We start from the raw sequence: 18,441 nt of genomic DNA, 5'->3' as shown, positions 1-18,441 counted from the left end.
CTTATGCGTATTAGTTTGATTTCTATCGCTGTCGCAATGGGCATTGCATCATCCTGGACTTTGTCTGGCCAGGTGCGGGCGGCTGACTATCCGGTCGAATTTTCTGACTTTTTCGAGATGCAACAAGAAGATGTCATGGTGCGACTGGCTGGTGATGCGGCCGGACTCAAGGTCGAAGCTCAGGCGTCGTACGACCAGTTTATTCTGCCTAACTCGCAGGTTGCATCACTGGAGCGTTATCTCGTCGACAAAGGCCTGTCGGACAGTGCCGCAGAGACCATTGCCCATGCGCTGACACAAGGTGTTCCTGCCAATCCAGGGTGTAAGGTGAGCTTGGTCGATTGCAAGCCAGGTGTAACAGGCGAAGAAATTCAATATGTTTTTGATTATGACAACAACACGCTAACCATTTTTGTTGGCTCAGCGTCGCTCACGCACGCGACGAGTGGCGAAATCGCCTATCACACCGCAGCGCGAACCAGCAACGCGTTCGTGAACCAAGCGCGACTATATAGCTATGCCGATCAGCACTCCAATGGTGGCGTGACCGCCTCCAATCTGACGGCCATCGGCCTGCCCTATGGTCATCTGTTGTTCAATACCCAGGCTCAGAGTGCGTCCGGTGACTTCGACGTGTTCAAAGGTGTGTACGACCTTGAGGTCGAAGGCTTTCGGGCTGTGGCGGGTTATAGCGAACGCGATCAAATATTTTTCAACTCAACCGATTTTTTGAATGATGATGCCGAATATACCTCCTATTCGCTCCAGGTAGGTTCGAGCCGAAATCTGGTGCGTGGAGGAAAGGACAACCTTCAATCCATCTATCTGTTTGCGCCGCAGGCGGGTCAGCTGGAAATTTATCAGGGTGAGCGATTGCTGCTGACCCGGGTGGTTTCCGAGGGCCGCCAGGATATCGCCTACTCAGACCTGCCGCCTGGGGTCTATAACGTGCGGGTTCTTTTGCGCGCGGGTGGCCAGGTGGTATTGGACGAGCAGCGCCAGATTGTCAATTCCCAGCAGTTCAGCCTGCCGGTCGGTGATTGGGATTACGTGCTGACCGCCGGTCGGTTTGAAGATATTCCAGAGCAAAAGGATCTGTCGTGGCTCCGCTCGCCAGAGAACTTCTCACAAAACTATGCGCAGTCACGCTTGTCGTGGCGCTTGGCCGACAATGTGCTGCTGGCGGGGGGCATTACCAGTAACCAGGATGACAGCTATGGTCAGATTGGTATCAATTATGCCTGGAGCGACTGGCTACAAGCCTCGTACATGTTGGGGTTGTTCAATGGTGAAGATAGCTATCAGTTGGCGACCCTCACGATGGGGCCCGTGTTCCTGTCAATGAACCGATTCGAGACGGATGAAACCAATCGAGACTATCGTTTGGCCTCTCAGCTCTATGATGAATTCTCCTATCGACAATTCAGTGCTTCCTATTCGGCCCCCCTATGGGGAGGGAGTAGCTACGTCACCTATTCTCATTACGACAGTGAATCACCCTATACCCAAACGGAGGTTCGCACATCCGACTCCGACGATATTTCGGCTGGTTGGATGACCTCTCTGTTTGGTGGACAGTGGAGTTTCGATACCGCCTACAGCAGCAACGAAAGCTATGACGATTTTCGTGTTGGGGTTATGGCCACTTACACCCTGGATGATAACACTACGTCCAACATCTCCATTACCACCGATAAATCAGGGCGCTCACGGGCCGAGGGGTCACTCACTAAAAACATGACACATGGGGACTGGACTACCTCCGCTACCACCTCGCTGGCATTGCAGAGCGAATCCGATGTGCCAATGGAGGCTACCTTTTCAGGTACCGTCAATGGCCATACGCAGTGGTTCAACGCGGGCGCCTATGGCTACGTCGGTAATAACAATCGTCAAATGGCGTCAATGACCTTGACGGGCAGCCAGTTCATTTCTGCCGACGGGGTGGGCTTCACCCATCAGACCGGGGCGTCGTTTATCCATGTGACGCCTGAAGTCGCTGTAGTTAACCCCAAGGGCGAGCATGATACGACGCAAACGACGGATATATCCCTGGATGATGTGCACTACAACGTTCGTCAGAACGGTCGGACCACCTATCACGGTGAATTGGATAGGGGGGATACCGTCATTCCGCTGAGGCCTTACACCGACACCGAGTTCGTTATTGACGCAGATTCGCGCAACTTGCACATCGACAACAACGTTCGCCGTGAGTTTGTCTATCCCGGCACCGTCTATACGGTCGATGCGAAGGTGACGCAGATGGTATCGCAATTATTCGTGCTAAACGACATCCATGGTAAGCCCGTCCGGAAAATACGTTGCGTGGGCGAAGCCTGCTCAGGGGTGGAGCCGCTGTCGGAAGATGGGGTGTTTCGGGTGAATTATCAGGCGGGGGGCAATTATCGCCTGGTGTCTTCCAGCCGGCTGTGTATCACCGAGTCTGGCAAGATGCGAGCTGGAGCGATTGAAACTTATTGCTTGCCGGGCCTGATGTCGGAAGAGGGGCGTGTCGCGTTTGCCTCTGGCGAGACTCAGAGTGCCAGCGATTTGCTTTACATCGGCATGTATGAGTCCACTCAGAAAGCCAACGCCACAATCGCCAAGCTGGAGGGCGTGGGCTTGGCAGCGCAAACGGTGGAAGTGGGAGGCAAACTCTATCTGTATGTGAAAAACAACAAGGTCTTCTCGCTGGCCCAGCGAACCACGCTGGAAGAGCTGGAAGCCTATATCGTGCTCAATGATGCGAGCGTAGACAAACTAATGACTGCGAGGTAAACGATGAAACTGCGAATGTTGAGTGCGTGGTTGACGCTGCTGGTCACCGTGCCAGCACATGCCATCGGCATTAACTCCATGCTTGAATATAGCGATCCCAAAGGGCGGGCGGAGTTCACCATCACTAACACAGAAGATCAACGGCAGTACATCACCGTGTTGATAACTGAGTTGATTGTCGAAAATGGTGAACTTCGCAAAGAGCCATATACCCGTGACAACGTAGATAAATGGGTGATGTCCGCACACCCGGCGCGTGCCATCGTAGAGCCCGGTTTCAAGAAGAGTTTTTTACTGATGTATCAGCCGATAGTGGGCGAGCCAGTCAATAAAGATAGGGTGTTCCAGGTGTCGTTTGCGCCAACGCCTTACTTTGATAAAGAAGATGAAATTTCGCAAAACAGCTCCGTCAAAATGGCATTCGGGTTTGCCCCCTTGGTCATCGTTCCTGCCAAGGAGGCGCAGCCACTGGCTTATGACATGACCTATCGAGGCGACAGCGTGACAGTCGTGAATCGCGGCAACACGGCTTTCACCTTGTACCTGGATGGCTGCCCCCAAAACACGGCCGACAAAGAGCGCAGCAAGTGCAGTACCGATGCTGTGGTGCTCGCGGGACGCAAGTTGAACCTGACATTACCCGCCGTCATGGTGAGCCAGTCCACCCTGAAAGCGAAAATGGCGACTTACGGCAACAAGTTCAAGGCCGAAGCCACACTTCGCAAACAGTCATAACGAGGTCGTTCCCATGACGCGAGTCGCTTTATCAGCAAGTTGGGTAGGTCGGTGTTGGCGGTCCATGCCACTGGCTCTGCTTGCCTTGTCAGTTTGGAATCCTGTCTTTGCTATTCCGGTCGGGGCGGAAATAAAGGGGGATTCATTTCGCTGGACTTCGGCGGAGTCGTCGTTGGACGGTGGTGTCGCACCCAGCGTCTGGGCTACACCTGTCGGATTGGTGCCCGCGAAGTCCTATATCCCGGGGGCGAGTAATCTGGCATCCATGCCAATCAGCCTGGTCGGGCCAAAGGGCAGTAACGTTCAGCTCACCTTGCAACTGAAGGGGATGGAGTATATCAGCCCGAGTCTCACGGGCGCGGAGGGCGTCACCGGCGGTGGGAGTGCGGTCGTATTGGTTAGTGGCGACTTGGTACAGGTGCAGGGACAGGGGCTGGGTGACCGCAATGTGGTGCTCAGCAGTGAGGTGACCCCCTTTACCCATGCCAGACCGTTGATTTCACTTGGCGATACGGCCGCTATCCTGCAAGCGTTTCGGGATGCGAACGCTGCACCTGGCAACTACGTTAGCCGGGTCACCATTCCGCTCTCATATGACTACGAGCGAAGAGGAGTACGTATTCGTTACAACTGGTCGTTGCCGCTCTCGCTGGCGATTAGCTACTCGCCGGCCATACTCAACGACCTCACTTTGACCAGCCCGACCGGCGGGGCGATGGCACCGGCTTATTACAGCAGTGGTGGCGTGCAGTACGCGAAAGGCCAGGCCATCTATAAAGGGGTGGCCAACGGGGTCTTCTCCAATGGATTGCGATTGTTTCTGAAACGTGGGGACAGCTACAGCATGACCGGCCCCAACAGTACGAGCATCCCCTTCTCGGTGGTGTGCATGCAGTGTGCCCAGCAACTGCTGGTGGACAACGGGGTGATGACCCTGCCCGACCTGGACACCACAGGGACTACTATCCCGGGTGTCAATGTGTCAACCATCAATTTTGACATCAACATCGATTTTACCGATGCACCTCTATCCATGTTGGAAACGGGCGCCTACCAAGGACGATTCTCGCTGCTATTTGAGCCGAACGTGTGATGGGTTGAAAAATCCTATAAATCAAAGAATTGACGAATTACTGAATCAGAGAAAGCGAGAGGCTTTTTATGTTGGATGACAAAATAAACATGAGTCGCGAGCGAGGGTGTCGCCAAGCACGCGGCGCGTACCTGCACGGCGGCAATCCTGTCGGTGAGTGGCGGCGCATCGTGCGCGTCGGCGTGGTCACGGCCTTGCTGCTCGGCGGCCTGACTGGCTGTGGCGGTAGCGACGATGGCGGCAGTAGCACGTCGCCAACGCCCCCGGCCCCCGGTCAACTCAGCGTGGTGGACGGTTTCAGTGTGGTGCGCCCCGGGGTCGCTACTCGGGTCGACCTTTCCACCTATGTTCGCGGCCCTGGCGCAAAATTGAAGTCCATCAGCAGTGAACAGCCGGACTGCAGTGCCACCAATGTATCTGGATTGGCCGTAGACATCACCAGTGAGAGTGGTTTGTGTGAGTTCTCGTACGAGGTCAGCGGTCAAGGCGTGGGTGCCTCAGCCACGCTGAACACCTTGGCCAGTACCTTGGCCGAGCCTGTGCTCCCGCCACTCTCCCAGACCATGACCCTGGCCGAGCCCAGCAAGGCCTTCGATCTGGTCGCCCTGTTGGGGGCTGACTGGCCGACAGGCTACAGCCTAGACCCGGCCTCTTTGCTGGTCCAGGGGGGGAGTGAGCAAGGCACTGTGACCGCCAGTGGCAACGTGCTGACCTACATCCCCCCCAGCACCACCGAGCCGGTGTGGAATCGAATCCTATTTGTGCTAAAAGACCCGGCGAGGCCGGGTGAAGATGCCATGGGGACGCTGTACATCACGGTCTCCGACTCGGCCAACCAACCGCCCGTCATTGGTGTACCCAAGTACGACTACAACGCCCAAGGCGGTGCCCCCGTCGTCACCATGCAAACGGTGACGCTGGACCTGGCCACCCTGCCCAATCTCAACATCATCGAACCTGATGGTGGCGAGTGGCAACTGGTCGAGGTCCAGAGTTATTCCGCCTCTGTGATGCCTGTTGACCCGACATCGGTGACCAACAAGAAGTTCACCTTCCAGGCGGGCGTTCCTGGCGACCACGTCGTCAGCTATATCGTGGGTGACCATGAGGCGGGCTTCTCCATGGGCCTTATCAACATCAAAGTCGGTGCGGACGAGAGCCCCAAGACTTGGAATAACATCGTCATCGGAATCAAGACTTTTGAGTCGACGCCGTTGTACAGCGAAGTCATCAATCGCGGGGTGATGGCGGAGGCGGTGTATGATGATGCCGTTGCCAACAGCGTGGCCGGGGTGACCCTCTCGGCAGCAAGGTCTTACTGCAGCAATGGCAACCACCTGGCAACCCTTGAGGAGCTCGAGCTATTGCGCACCACGCCGTCGGCGGACAGCGAGCGTGCCAAGTACCCGGTCGAGCGCACCTATATCACCTATGATAGTGGTGGTCAGCCGACGACCTACTCGCTGAACTCCGGTACCACGGCCTCCTATGACCCGGCCACTAGCCCCACGCAGTATGTGATTTGTGTCAACGACACGGTCATGAGCTACACCCCTGCCGTCACGGTCTATGGTTCTGATACCGGCCTCAGTAATAACACCTGGTGGTCATTAGGGAGCCTCATCAGCGACGGGGGGGCGAGCAACCCGGTGGTGACGTCAAGCACCGATATCGGACCAACCCCCCTCACCGATGCCAATGTACAGCTCAATCCGCCGGGCTGCCCGCTCGGGGTCTGCAAGGTGGAGATAAAGGGAGATGCGACGACCTATGGCAAGTTTACGGCGCAGGTGGCCAGTGCGGTCAATCCCGCAAGTACCGTTAATATCGAGTTGAAGCTGCTGCAAGATGCCAAGGTTGTTGGTGCGGCTATTGGCGTTGATAACAGTCCCGCCGATGGATCTACCGCCAATACCGTGGTGGTATCGGTAACCGACAATGTAGGTAATCCGTTGGCAGACACTCTGGTAAAGCTTAAATACAGCGCGCCGGCCGGTGTCACCATCTCGCCGGCCAGTTGCGAGGTCGCGGAAACCTGCACGGCAGTGACGACAGACAGTAACGGTAAGCTGACCCTGTCGCTCACCACCACAATTTCGGGCAGCTACGCAATCACCTTCCCGGAGGATGCGCTGGTGTGGGGCTTGCCAACATCTACACTGGCAGCTCCAACATGTGATGCCACCGCTGGTGGGGGCCTGGGTAGTTATGCAACGCCGGATGGACAGCCGCGAATCTGGGCGGGGGCCGCGGACTATTGTGCTGGTTTAGGGATGCGTTTACCGCTCAAGGACGAATTGTTGGAGCTTTACAATGCCTATCCGAACAATGAAATAACAACCGTCTGTGGGTGGCCGTCGACTAGCTACGGCTATTGGACGTCCTCGAGTACTAACCCCGGCTTCCACACTGTTGTCTTACTGGACAACGGCACCGTCACCGACGTCGCCAATACCGTCATCAGCGCCGTGGCGTGTGTGCGTTAAGGGTCTTTTGTTTGTTACCGCTGGCAGCATCTGCGTTAGTCACGGTTTGACAAGTGTATTCGTGAATATCTGTGCTCAGGAGGACCTGGGCACGCTAGACGACTGATATAGGAAATAGCCATGTGCCGAAAAAGCATTGTGAAAATATTGAGACTGACGTTGTGCTGGCCATTGGTGGTGGGGACAGCGGTCGCCGCCGATATTTCGGTGACGTCGACCTTTGTCTCAGCGGGGCCAACATGCGACGCGACCGCTGGCGCGGGCATGGGCGATTATTCGACGCCGGACGGTTCCCTCCGTCAATGGGATGACGCCAATAACTACTGCATCAGTCAAGGCCTTCGTTTGGCGACTGATGACGAGATGCGTGCGCTTTACAAAGCCTATCCCAACAACGAAATTTCGAGTAAGTGCAAGTGGCCGACCGACGAGCCCTACTGGGAGTCCGATCAGGCCAGCAGCAGCAGCCACTTCTACGTCCATCTGAATAACGGTAACTCCTACACCCGTCCTGACAGCTTTGAACATTACGTGACGTGTATCCGTTAAGGTTTTTTGCTTATATTTTTACCTGTCTAGTCCTGAAGTAGGTTGACATATTCTCAGCTGGCGTATTGTCACTCGGACCTCCGGTGTATCGCATCGGGGGTTCTGTATTTCAATAACTGATGCGCTCACTCAGTAGATATTCACGGCTACACGGGTTATCTTCCTCGCCTGTGTCCAGTCTTTCGGGTTTTTCAGCGGCAACTCGCCTTTCAAGGTCCCATTCACCGGTTTCCCCCGCGCTTTCTTAAATGCCATCGTCACCGACTCGCCATGCAACCCCTGGTTTAAGTGGTGGCCCACGGTCTTGCGTGAGCAGGCATCTGTCACCAGGCCGAGGAACAGTGTCCACTGAGTACGGCACCGGCAGCCACCACAATCTCAACCTAAATAACGGCGACGACCATTACAGCAACTACGTGACATGTGCTCGTTAAGGGCTACACCATATGGCCGTGCTGTTTTATCGTCCCGCAATTTTAATCAAAGGCGGCGGGCTATTAGGACATCCAGACAGAAAAATGCTTGGTGTGAGGTTGAACAGAATGTTGATGTGGTAAATTTACAACCAGAAAAAGCAGTCGTAGAGATTGATGTCACTTTATGTCAGTTTATGGGTAATTTTTATGTCAACTTATGGGTTATAAAACTCTCGTAAGTCACTGATTTATGGTTGTGCGTTATGTCAACTTATGGGTTAGACGACAATTCCTGTTTAAGATCAGTAACTTAGCTTGTTGAAGGCAAGCTGTTTGTGTATCACTGTCACACAAACTGGCACACAATCCTCATAGGGGGTGCCATGTACTTACTGAATAGAAACGGGATTTATTATTACCAACGAGTGACCATGTGTAATGGTCGTCGTCAGACCCTCCGCAAATCCCTCAAAACAAGAGACAAGGCGAAAGCCCAGCTCTTAGCACTTCAAATCCATTTTGATACTGGCCTTGATACCAGTGAGCACAACAGCACTGTGAGCCTTGAGGCTCGTTCTGTTGCGCCCGATATCGCTACGCCTGTAGCTCATGGACACATCCCTAGCCCCGTTGGGGCCGAGCCCCCTATACCTTCCGAACACAATCAAATCCAACTTGACCAAGAAGCCCAGGTCGGTGCCACTGAGTGGGTAAACAATATTCACTCGGCATTGCCGATACTTGAGGAACAACCTGCAAAACAGACTGCCTCTAAAGATCCACAACAGAGCCGCAAGCTGTCTGATTGGCCAAAGTCCTACATTGTTGAAAAGCAGTTGAGTTGGGCACCCAAAGAGACTGCAAACCAACAAAACTACATCAGCACATTTGTTAACCACATTGGTGATCGGGTTCTGTCTGATTACACCAAGGCCGATGCTGTCGTGTTCAAAACATGGTTATTGGGTTCTGGTAAGTCTCCGACCACGATCAATAAGTACATTCAGAAATTGAGTTTGTTGTTTAGTTGGCTGGCTGACCACACAGAACAAACCACAGACATATTCAAGGGCCTGAAGCTCAAGAGGGTCAAAGAGGTTAACGCCCGTTCTGGCTACACAGATCCAGAGCTTAAACAGTTTGACGTATGGGCCAAGGAACAGGAGCCCTGGCGCATGTGGATTGTCCTGATAGGGCGATACCATGGCTTACGCTCCAATGAAGCCTGTCAGCTCTACAGCGATGATATAGAGCAGGTATAGTGGTCAACTAAATCCGGACACTTGGTTAGGCCGATCCTCGGCTTTTGCTGGCGCGCTCCCGTCATTGTGTTGATGTGGACGCCGCCAGTTGTAGTAATCCATCAGGTAATAGCTGATATCCCGCTTCGCCTCCCGCAGGTTCATATATCCCGTTGTCGGGAGCCACTCTGTCTTCAGACTCCTGAACAACCGCTCCATCGGTGCATTATCCCAACAGTTGCCACGCCGACTCATGCTCTGGGTCATGCGATGGCGCCACAGCCGCTGCCGAAATGCCCGGCTGCCATATTGGCTGCCTTGGTCTGAGTGAAACAGCACACCTGATGGGCAACCCCGCTGCTGATAGGCCATCTCGAGCGCTTTTATTGCCAGCTCTGCATCAGGCTTGTCAGACATCGCCCAGCCCACGACTCGGCGGGCATAAAGGTCGAGCACCACCGCCAGGTAATTCCAACGACCACCTGCCCAGACGTAGGTGATATCGCCACACCACACCTGATTGGGTTGTTGGACATCAAATTCACGGGCCAGCAGATTGGGAATATCCGGTCGTTCAGACCGGGCGACCTGATAGCGATGAGCGCCCGGTTGCTTGGATACCAGACCGACCTCCTTCATCAGACTGCGCACTTTGAATCGGCCAATCTGATGCCCCAGCGCTCGCATCATCGACATCAAGGCGCGGCTGCCCGCTGAGTTCCGGCTCTCTTTGAACAAACGGCGCAACTCGCTGCGTTGCTGCATCCGCTCACGGTTAATCGTCCGCTTGCGGGCCAGATAGTCGTAAAAACAGGATGTTGGCACATCGAAAGCGCAGCAGACCAGAGTGATGGGGGCTTGCTCCCTTAATCGGTCTATCAGCGCGTACGTTTGAACTCGTCCGCCATCAAGAGAGCAGTAGCCTTTTTTAGAATGTCCTTTTCGCGCTCGAGCTGGTTGATGCGGGCTTCCAGCTCCTGGATTTTCTGCTGCTCCGGGGTCAGCGCTTTGCCGATTGGGGTGGTGCCGGTTCGTTCGGATTGGAGCTGCTGAACCCATCGGCGAAGTATGGTTTCACCGACATCCAGTGAACGGCTGGCTTCGGGGACAGAGTATCCCTGGTCGAGTACCAGGGATGCGGCTTCGAGTTTGAATTCAGCAGTAAATGAGCGACGTAATCTGGTCATTGAACACCTCAAGTCATGGTGGCGACTGTACCACCTAAAATGGTGTCCGGGATGATTAGACCACTACACCTCGATACCCTCAGACCTGTTGGGATGCCACAAAAGCTTGCTAAGTTCGCTAATGAGCGCGGAGTTGAGCTAACCATTGACACAATCAAAGCTGTTTTTGGCGCTTTCGTGGGCTCAGTTTTAGCCTGAAAAGTGTAACACAATATGGTATAGTGGCTCTCTAAGGGCTTGATTTTGCCCTTGTTTAAGGTGCTAAGTTCGGTCTTATAGTGGAATAAGCAAGCTGGTGGGGCCACCACCTGTTTCTGAAATTCAATAAGTTACCTTCCAATTCCCCTTCAGACCTCTTGGTAGTCCACTTTGTGTGAATCGCCCCCAGTTCCCTAGACACCTCCAAGACTTGAAATGAGACAACGATTGGGGGTGTTATGACGCTCTCAACGTATCCAGAAACATTCAAGATCTAAGCCCTCAAACAGACCACCTAGCGTGGGCGATCTGTCGTGGATGTATCGAGGTCCGCGGCGATGTGTTCGATTAAATAGAGAAGTTTTACAACCCGAATCGAAGCCAGGCGGGCTGTCGCCGGTAGCGTTTGAAAATCGATTCTTTTCTCAGCAACAAAGTGTTTAGAAAAAGCTGGGGCGATTCAGTTGGCCGTCATCGGCAGGCAACATGGCGGCCATGAACCGATTGAAAATGGCCCGCTGACATAGGGCTATTTCATTCGCTCCGGCGTTCGTCAATTTTGGTATATCCAAGGGATATCTTGTGCTTTGTGCTCCTTGCGTCGACCCCGTAATCTCGGGGGCGTCATCACTTATTACCAAGGAAACAGCCATGTTGAAAACCATATTTAAATTGACGCCGTTGGTTGCCGCCATCATTGCAGGATATGCCAATGCCGGGGAAAAAATACGGCTGGGTATCATGAGCGGAGAGGATGAAGATGTGTGGGCCGTTGCGTCGGCACAGGCCAAAAAACAGGGGCTGGATATCGAGCTTATCAAGTTCAATGACTATATCTTGCCCAACGAGGCACTGGAAAATGGCGAAATAGATGCCAACGCATTCCAGCACAAACCTTATCTGGACAATCAGGTGAAGAGCCGCGGTTATCATATAGTGCCGGTCGGCAATACGGCGGTGTGGCCCATCGGGCTCTACTCGAAGAAATTCAATGCGGTCAGCGCCTTGCCAGAAGGAGCCATCATAGGGGTGCCCAACGATCCCAGCAATGAGGGGCGTGCGCTGCGGGTGCTGGCGTCGGCCGGCGTCATCAAGCTGCATCCCGGCTCGGGCATATTGGCGACCACCACTGATATTATCGACAACCCCAAGAAATTGCAGATCAGGGAGCTGGATACTGGCATCATAGGGCGCTCAGTGGAGGATCTGGATGCCGCCGTGGTCAATACAGACTGGGCATTGAAATCCGGCTTGAGCCAGCAGCAACGTATTTATTCCGAGACGGCCAAAGAGAATCCTTACAATAATTTCATCGCGGTAAAAAGCGGCAGTGAAAGCGCCCCCTGGGTGAAAACTCTGGTGGCATCCTATCAGAATGAGGCCGTCAAGGCGGCGCTTGACAAATACTATAAAGGGACGGCTATCCCCGCGTGGTAATTAATGGCCAGTGATCCATCACTAATGATTTATTGGTTATCGATGCTGCCTTCTATCGGGGCCGCCTTCTCGGAGTGCGGCCATTTTGCAAGACGACCCGGGCAGATGACAGACGTCGCCCTTGCAGACACAGACATGAGCAGGATGCACCATGAGGTTCCGTTATTTTCCCCGCAGTGAAGAAGCCAATGGCTGGGCCGCCATCTTGCCCGAGCGGCTTCCCAGCGCGCCTTTGCAGGGGGGGGTCCAGGGGGACTGGGTGGTGGTGGGGGCGGGTTATGCCGGGCTGGCCTTTGCCCATGCGCTGGCCGAGCATCAGCCACAGGCCCGCATAGTGCTGCTGGAGGCGGGTGTGGTGGGGGACAACGCCGCCGGGCGCAACTCGGGGTTCGCCATCGACTTGCCCCACAATATCGGCAGTGGCACCGCCGAGCTGGCCAAGGCCAGCCACTACCGGCAGTTGCTGAAAGGGGGGCTGGCCCAGCTGGCGCACTGGGTCAGCCGCTATCGCATCGATTGCGACTGGCAACAGAGCGGCAAATACCACTGCGCCGTCAAGGCCGGATCCGCCGGCTTGCTCAAGCAATACGCCCGCGAGCTGGATCTGCTGGACGAAGGCTATGAGTATCTGGAAGGGACGGCACTCTCGGCCCGCCTCGGTACCGGCTTCTACCACTCCGCCATCTATACCCCCAATACCGTGTTGCTCAATCCGGCCGCCCTGGTGCGGGGATTGGCCGACAAGCTGCCGGACAATGTGACCCTGTATGAACGCAGCCCTGCATTGCGGGTGGACAACACGGGCGGCGTTCGCATCACCACGCCCCATGGCGAGGTGGTAGCGGGCAAGGCCATGTTTGCCATCAATGGCGGTGCGGGTCAGCTGACCCCCTTTGCCGGCAAGCTCGCCTCCCTGGCGACCCATGCCACCCTGACCGAGCCGTTGACGCCCGAGCAGCGGTCCAGGCTGGGGGACATTGCGCCCTGGGGACTGACCCCGGTCAACGCCATCGTCGGCGCCACCTTTCGCTACACCCGGGATCACCGCATTCTGATCCGCCAGCATGTCGCTCATGCGCCGACGCTGCACAGCGATGTTGGGGCCAGGGAAGCCATAGTGCGGCGTCACCGCCAGCTGTTTCTGTCCCGCTTTCCCGAACTTGGGGAGCTGGCCTTCGCCCACAGCTGGTCCGGGCTCATCAGCGTGAGCCGCAACGGGGCGCCGTTGTGGGGCCAGTTCGGAGCAGATCTCTACGCTGCGTTGGGATGCAACGGGGCCGGGATCAGCAAGCAGACCATGGCGGGCAAGGCGCTGGCCGATCTGGTGTGCGGGGTGGAGAGCCCCTGGGGCGAGCAGATGCGCGCCCTGGGCACGGCAAACTATCTCCCGCCACGGCCCTTGCTGGATCTGGGGGTGCAGGGCTATCTCTGGAAAGAACGGCTGCTGGGGGCGGGCGAATACTAGCGCCTGGCCACCATAAAGGCGTGTTATCGCGGGGCCTGTGCCTGGGTTGACCGGGCGCAGGCCCCGCGATGTTGTCACTCAAGGGGGGTGACGGGGACCTGCCGCTTGAAGGGGGTGGCTTTATTGGCCTTGCGGTGCTCCGAGACCAGGATCAGCAGGCGCTGCAGGGCGATGAAGCTAAACAGCAGCAGGCCTATGATGATCTTGGTCCACCAGGAGCTGAGGGTGCCGTCGAAGTTGATGTAGGTCTGGATCAAGCCCTGGATAAGCACCCCGAACAGGGAGCCGAAGACGGTGCCGACCCCGCCGCTCAGCAGGGTGCCGCCGATGACCACGGCGGCGATGGCATCGAGCTCCACCCCGACGGCGGCGAGTGGATAGCCCGCCGAGGTGTAGAGCGCGAACACTATGCCCGCCAGGGTCGCCAGTGTGGTGGAGAGCAGGTAGATGCGGATGGTGGTGTGGCGCACCGAGATCCCCATCAGGGCCGCCGAGGTGGCGTTGCCGCCGATGGCGTAGACGTTGTTGCCAAAGCGGGTGCGGTTGGCGAGCAGTATGCCGAAGACCACCACCGCCAGCATGATGAGGGCCAGCAGGCTCAAGCGACCGCCTCCCGGTATCTTCCACGACAGGCTCGACAGGTAGGTGAAGCTGGGGTGATCGATGGGCAGGGACTGCTCCGAGATGAGGAAGCTGGCTCCTCTCAGGAAGAACATGCCCGCCAGTGTGATGATGAAGGCGGGGATCTTCAGGGTGTCGATGAGCCAGCCCATCAGGGCGCCGAAGCCTGCTCCGAGCACCAGCACCAGGGGGATGGCCAGCAGCGGACTGACCCCCAGATCCCCGATGAGCTTGGCCAGCAGCACGCCGGTGAAGGCGATGACGGCACCCACCGACAGATCTATGCCCCCAGAGAGGATGACGAAGGTCATGCCGACCGCCACTATGCCCAGAAACGCATTGTCCGTCAGTATGTTGCAGATGATGCGGGTGGACATGAAGGCGGGGAAGGAGGCCAGGCAGAGCAGATAGCCCAGCACGAAGACCATGATGGTCACCATCAGGGGCAGGTTGCGTTTAAACATGGCGAGTCCCTCGCTGGAACAGGTGGTTGAGGGCCGGCGATTGCATGACCAGCACCGCCAGCACCACCATGGCCTTGACGATCTGGTTCCACTGGGGCTGGTAGCCGGAGAGCAGGATCCCTGTATTCACCCCCTGGATGATCAGTATGCCGATCAGGGAGAGGGCGAGGTTGAAGCGTCCCCCCATCAGGGAGGTGCCCCCTATCACCACCGCCAGGATGGCGTCCATCTCCAGCCAGAGCCCGGCGTTGTTGGCATCGGCTCCACGGATATCGGCGGCGACTATCATGCCGGCGACGGCGGCCATGATGCCGCTCAGCAGGTAGGTGGCGATCACCACCATGGGTGTGTTGAGCCCGGCGTTCTTGGCCGCCTTGATGTTGATCCCCACCGCCTCGATGAAGAGGCCGAGGGCGGTGCGCTTGGTCAGCAGCCAGAGCAGCAGCGCCATTCCCAGGGTGATGATGACAGGGGTGGGCAGATAGAAGAGGGCGCCGCTGCCGATCCAGGCCAGGGCCTCGTTGTTGAAGGTGATGATCTGCCCCTCTGTGATGAGCTGGGCTATGCCCCGGCCCGCCACCATGAGGATCAGGGTGGCGACTATGGGCTGGATCTTGAACACCGCCACCAGCAAGCCGTTCCACAGGCCGCACAAGAGACCCACCCCAAGCACTGAGGCGACGATGACCGGCAGGCTGTGACCGCCGGTGGCCAGGCTGGCCATGGTGGCCCCGCTGATGGCCATCACGGCCCCCACCGACAGATCGATGCCGCCGGTGGCGATCACCAGCGTCATGCCGAGGGAGAGCAGGGCCACAGGGGCGCAGCGGTTGAGTATGTCGATGAGGCTGCCAAACAGCCGCCCATCCTGGACATGGATGGCGAAGAAGTTGTCGGCGACCAGGGCGTTGATGAGCAGCACGCAGAGCAGGGCTGTGCACTGGGCAGTGCCCGTGGGCAGGGCTCTGCGGGGGCGCGCCGGCCCGCCAGGAAGGGGGAGGGTGGATGACGTCATATCAGGCCTCGCATGCAATGGCGTTCATGATGGCAGGGACGCTGAGGGCGTCCGTCGCAAGCTCTGCCACCTGTTTTCGGTCGCGCAGGACTATTACCCGATCGGCATAGCCCACCAGCTCTTCGAGCTCAGAGGAGATGACCAGCAGGGCCAGCCCGTTGGCGCAGAGGGATTCGATGAGGCGGATGATCTCGGCATGGGCCCCCACGTCTATGCCCCGGGTGGGTTCGTCCAGGATCAGGAACTGCGGCTTGGTGAGCAGCCAGCGGGCCAGCAACACCTTCTGCTGGTTACCCCCTGACAGAAACTGGATGGGCTGCTCCGGTCCCGGGGTCTTGATCGCCAGCTGCTCGATGAGGCGGGCGGTGATCTCGTCCTGCTCCTTGCGGGGCAAGGGGCGCAGCCAGCCCCGCTGGGCTTGCAGGGCCAGCATCATGTTCTCGCGCACCGAAGCCGAGGCGATGATGCCGGCGCACTTGCGATCCTCCGGGCAGAAACCAAAACCGTTGGCGGCGGCCTGGCGCGCAGAGCGGATGGTCACCGGCTTGCCCCGCACCCGGCACTCGCCACTGTCCCTTGGCACTATGCCGAACATCAGCTCGGCGGTCTCGGTGCGACCCGAGCCGAGCAGGCCGGCCAGACCCACTATCTCCCCGGGCATGACGTCCAAATCGAAGGGGGCAATGACCCCTCGCTTGCCATAACCCCTGAACGACACCGTGGGCTGGTTACTGCGCAATGTCTTGCCGGCCCGCTTGAGGGCGCTTTCGTCAAGCTCGTGCCCCAGCATCATCTTGACCAGATCCAGTTGCGGCAGCGCGGCCGTGTCGCGGGTGCCGACCAGCTCGCCGTTGCGCAGCACAGTGATGCGATCGCTGATGGCGTAGACCTGATCGAGAAAATGGGTGATGAAGATGAGGCTCACCCCCTGATCCCGCAGGTTCCCCATGAGGGAGAAGAGCATCTGCACCTCGCTGGCATCCAGGCTGGCGGTGGGTTCATCGAGGATCAGGATCTTGGCCGACAGTGAGATGGCCCTGGCGATGGCCACTATCTGCTGCATGGCGACCGAATAGTGACCGAGGGGCAGGGAGACATCCATCTCGAAGCCGTATCCCGCCATGATGGCCTGGGCCTGCCGGGCCATGGCGGCTCTGTCGATGAGCCCGAAACGGCGGGGCTCGTGGCCGATGAAGAGGTTGTTTGCCACCGACATGTTGGGCAGCAGGTTGACCTCCTGATAGACGGTGCCGATCCCCAGGCGCTGGGCATGGGCGGTGTCCGTGGGGGAGATGGGGACGCCATCGAGTTCGATGCGCCCGCCGTCGGGCTGATAGACGCCGGTGAGGGTCTTGACCAGGGTGGACTTGCCGGCGCCGTTCTCGCCGAGCAGCGCCATGATCTCCCCCCTTCGCAGGGAGAAGTCTACCTGATGCAGGGCACGCACCCCGGGAAAGGCCTTGCAGATCCCGCGGGCGTTCAACAGGACATCCTGAGTGTTTTCTGACATGAATAGGGGCTCTCCGATATAAGACGCCATATCGCAACCCAGCCGATATGGCGTCTTATTCAACTGGCAGGCTCAGCGGGCGAGCGGCATTAATATCCCATGTCTTTTTTCAGCTCGAGCTGAGCTTCGGCACTGGCAGGCTCGAACAGAATAGACTCCGTCTTGATATGTTTGGGGGGCAGGGCGCCATCCTTCTTATACGCCAGCAGGGCATCGAAGGCGGGGCCAGCCATATTTGGCGTCAACTCCACCGAGGCATTGGCTTCGCCGGCCATCATCGCCTTGAAAATATCAGGCACCCCATCGATGGAGATGATCTTGATATCCGTGCCCGGTTTCAGCCCGGCTTCTTTAATTGCCTGGATGGCGCCTATGGCCATGTCGTCGTTGTGGGCGTAGACGGCGCAAATATTCTTGCCGTTATTTTCCGCCTTGATGAAGCTCTCCATCACCTCCTTGCCCTTGCTGCGGGTGAAGTCGCCGGACTGGGTGCGGATGATCTTGATGGTGGGCACGGCCGCGACGGTGTCGAGGAAGCCCTTCTTGCGATCCAGCGCCACGCTGGCCCCCACTGTGCCTTGCAGTTCAACCACATTGCAGGCCTTGCCATCCTGCTGCTTGATAAGCCACTGGGCCGCCACTGCCCCTTCGTGGACGCTGTCTGCGGCGACCCCGGTCATGAAGAGGGCGTCATCTTTCACCGTGATGTTGCGATCCAGCAGGAACACCGGGATCTCGGCCTCTTTCGCCTCCTGCAATACCGGATCCCAGCCGGTCTGCACCACGGGGGCAATAAAGATGGCATCGACGCCCTGGGCAATGAAGGAGCGAATGGCCTTGATCTGGTTCTCCTGTTTTTGCTGGGCATCGGCAATTTTCAGGGTGATGCCGCGTTTCTGTGCTTCCGTCTTGGCGACCGAGGTTTCCGCTGCCCGCCAACCGGATTCAGAGCCTATTTGAGAGAAGCCCACCGTCATCTCGGCAGAATATGCAGAGGCAGAGAGAATAAGGGTGCTGATAATGCCCGCCAGTTTCACTTTCTTATACATGTGACACTCCTTTGTGATGCATGGTGAAATAAACCGGAACGCGTCAGGTTTTTATTGTACGGGTCAAGGTTATAGGCTCTTGGGTTTAACGACGGGAGGTGGCTCACAGAAAATTTTCAGCAGCATGATGCTTCATACAAACAGCAGACAAGTTCATATATGGCGCCATTTTTATGCTGATTGTTATGCATATT

Annotated in this window: 13 protein-coding genes and 1 pseudogene; 8 read left to right on the top strand and 6 right to left on the bottom strand. The window is 57.0% G+C overall.

Features of this window, described 5'->3' with window-relative positions:
• Window positions 1-3 precede the first annotated feature (3 nt).
• The 5 genes from ACFWHB_RS11720 to ACFWHB_RS11700 all read left to right on the top strand — a co-directional run bounded on the left by ACFWHB_RS11720 (window position 4) and on the right by ACFWHB_RS11700 (window position 7,644).
• Window positions 4-2,781, top strand: a complete 2,778-nt coding sequence (locus tag ACFWHB_RS11720) for a TcfC E-set like domain-containing protein (protein WP_395948448.1) — start codon at window positions 4-6, stop codon at window positions 2,779-2,781.
• 3 nt (window positions 2,782-2,784) lie between these two features.
• Window positions 2,785-3,516 carry a hypothetical protein gene (locus ACFWHB_RS11715; RefSeq protein ID WP_395948447.1) on the top strand — a complete coding sequence of 244 codons (732 nt, stop codon included), beginning with the start codon at window positions 2,785-2,787 and terminating at the stop codon, window positions 3,514-3,516.
• A gap of 64 nt (window positions 3,517-3,580) precedes the next feature.
• On the top strand, window positions 3,581-4,609 hold the full coding sequence (locus ACFWHB_RS11710; protein ID WP_395948446.1) for a hypothetical protein: 1,029 nt from the start codon (window positions 3,581-3,583) through the stop codon (window positions 4,607-4,609).
• Between the two features lie 68 nt (window positions 4,610-4,677).
• Window positions 4,678-7,095 (top strand): adhesion domain-containing protein, encoded by a 2,418-nt coding sequence (locus ACFWHB_RS11705; RefSeq protein ID WP_395948445.1) that lies wholly within the window; start codon window positions 4,678-4,680, stop codon window positions 7,093-7,095.
• 120 nt (window positions 7,096-7,215) lie between these two features.
• A complete protein-coding gene (locus ACFWHB_RS11700; protein ID WP_395948444.1) occupies window positions 7,216-7,644 on the top strand; it encodes an adhesion domain-containing protein in 429 nt (142 codons plus the stop codon).
• 125 nt (window positions 7,645-7,769) lie between these two features.
• Here the strand turns inward: ACFWHB_RS11700 and ACFWHB_RS11695 are convergent.
• A pseudogene (locus tag ACFWHB_RS11695) lies at window positions 7,770-7,986 on the bottom strand (hypothetical protein); the annotation flags it as partial.
• A gap of 457 nt (window positions 7,987-8,443) precedes the next feature.
• On the opposite strand from ACFWHB_RS11695, the gene ACFWHB_RS11690 reads away from it, so the two are divergent.
• Window positions 8,444-9,322, top strand: a complete 879-nt coding sequence (locus tag ACFWHB_RS11690) for a hypothetical protein (RefSeq protein ID WP_395948443.1) — start codon at window positions 8,444-8,446, stop codon at window positions 9,320-9,322.
• Window positions 9,323-9,325: 3 nt separating this feature from the next.
• Here the strand turns inward: ACFWHB_RS11690 and ACFWHB_RS11685 are convergent.
• Window positions 9,326-10,488, bottom strand: a protein-coding gene (locus tag ACFWHB_RS11685) for an IS3 family transposase (RefSeq protein ID WP_395948442.1) whose coding sequence is annotated in 2 segments (ribosomal slippage) — window positions 9,326-10,233 and window positions 10,233-10,488 — 1,164 coding nt in all. Because the reading frame shifts where the segments join, the coding sequence is not laid out codon by codon here.
• Window positions 10,489-11,337: 849 nt separating this feature from the next.
• On the opposite strand from ACFWHB_RS11685, the gene ACFWHB_RS11680 reads away from it, so the two are divergent.
• Window positions 11,338-12,123, top strand: a complete 786-nt coding sequence (locus tag ACFWHB_RS11680; protein WP_395948441.1) for a MetQ/NlpA family ABC transporter substrate-binding protein — start codon at window positions 11,338-11,340, stop codon at window positions 12,121-12,123.
• 151 nt (window positions 12,124-12,274) lie between these two features.
• Window positions 12,275-13,588 carry an NAD(P)/FAD-dependent oxidoreductase gene (locus tag ACFWHB_RS11675; protein ID WP_395948440.1) on the top strand — a complete coding sequence of 438 codons (1,314 nt, stop codon included), beginning with the start codon at window positions 12,275-12,277 and terminating at the stop codon, window positions 13,586-13,588.
• Between the two features lie 74 nt (window positions 13,589-13,662).
• On the opposite strand, the gene yjfF is transcribed toward ACFWHB_RS11675, so the two are convergent.
• From yjfF to ytfQ, 4 genes are all read right to left on the bottom strand, one after another.
• Complete coding sequence (yjfF, locus tag ACFWHB_RS11670) at window positions 13,663-14,673, bottom strand: galactofuranose ABC transporter, permease protein YjfF (RefSeq protein WP_106886896.1); 1,011 nt, start codon at window positions 14,671-14,673, stop codon at window positions 13,663-13,665.
• Window positions 14,666-15,688, bottom strand: a complete 1,023-nt coding sequence (gene ytfT, locus ACFWHB_RS11665; RefSeq protein ID WP_139745869.1) for a galactofuranose ABC transporter, ATP-binding protein YtfT — start codon at window positions 15,686-15,688, stop codon at window positions 14,666-14,668. Before ytfT ends, yjfF begins: the two co-directional genes overlap by 8 nt.
• A 1-nt stretch (window position 15,689) precedes the next feature.
• Entirely contained in the window at window positions 15,690-17,198 is a 1,509-nt protein-coding gene (gene ytfR, locus ACFWHB_RS11660) for a galactofuranose ABC transporter, ATP-binding protein YtfR (RefSeq protein WP_395948439.1), read from the bottom strand.
• 89 nt (window positions 17,199-17,287) lie between these two features.
• Window positions 17,288-18,247 (bottom strand): galactofuranose ABC transporter, galactofuranose-binding protein YtfQ, encoded by a 960-nt coding sequence (ytfQ, locus tag ACFWHB_RS11655; protein ID WP_289981483.1) that lies wholly within the window; start codon window positions 18,245-18,247, stop codon window positions 17,288-17,290.
• Between the last annotated feature and the right edge of the window lie 194 nt (window positions 18,248-18,441).

Origin of the sequence: Aeromonas mytilicola subsp. aquatica, assembly GCF_044336385.1 — a bacterium.
GTDB lineage: Bacteria > Pseudomonadota > Gammaproteobacteria > Enterobacterales > Aeromonadaceae > Aeromonas > Aeromonas rivipollensis.
The sequence above is the reverse complement of the archived record's forward strand: the minus strand, read 5'-3'. Positions and strand labels throughout refer to the sequence as shown.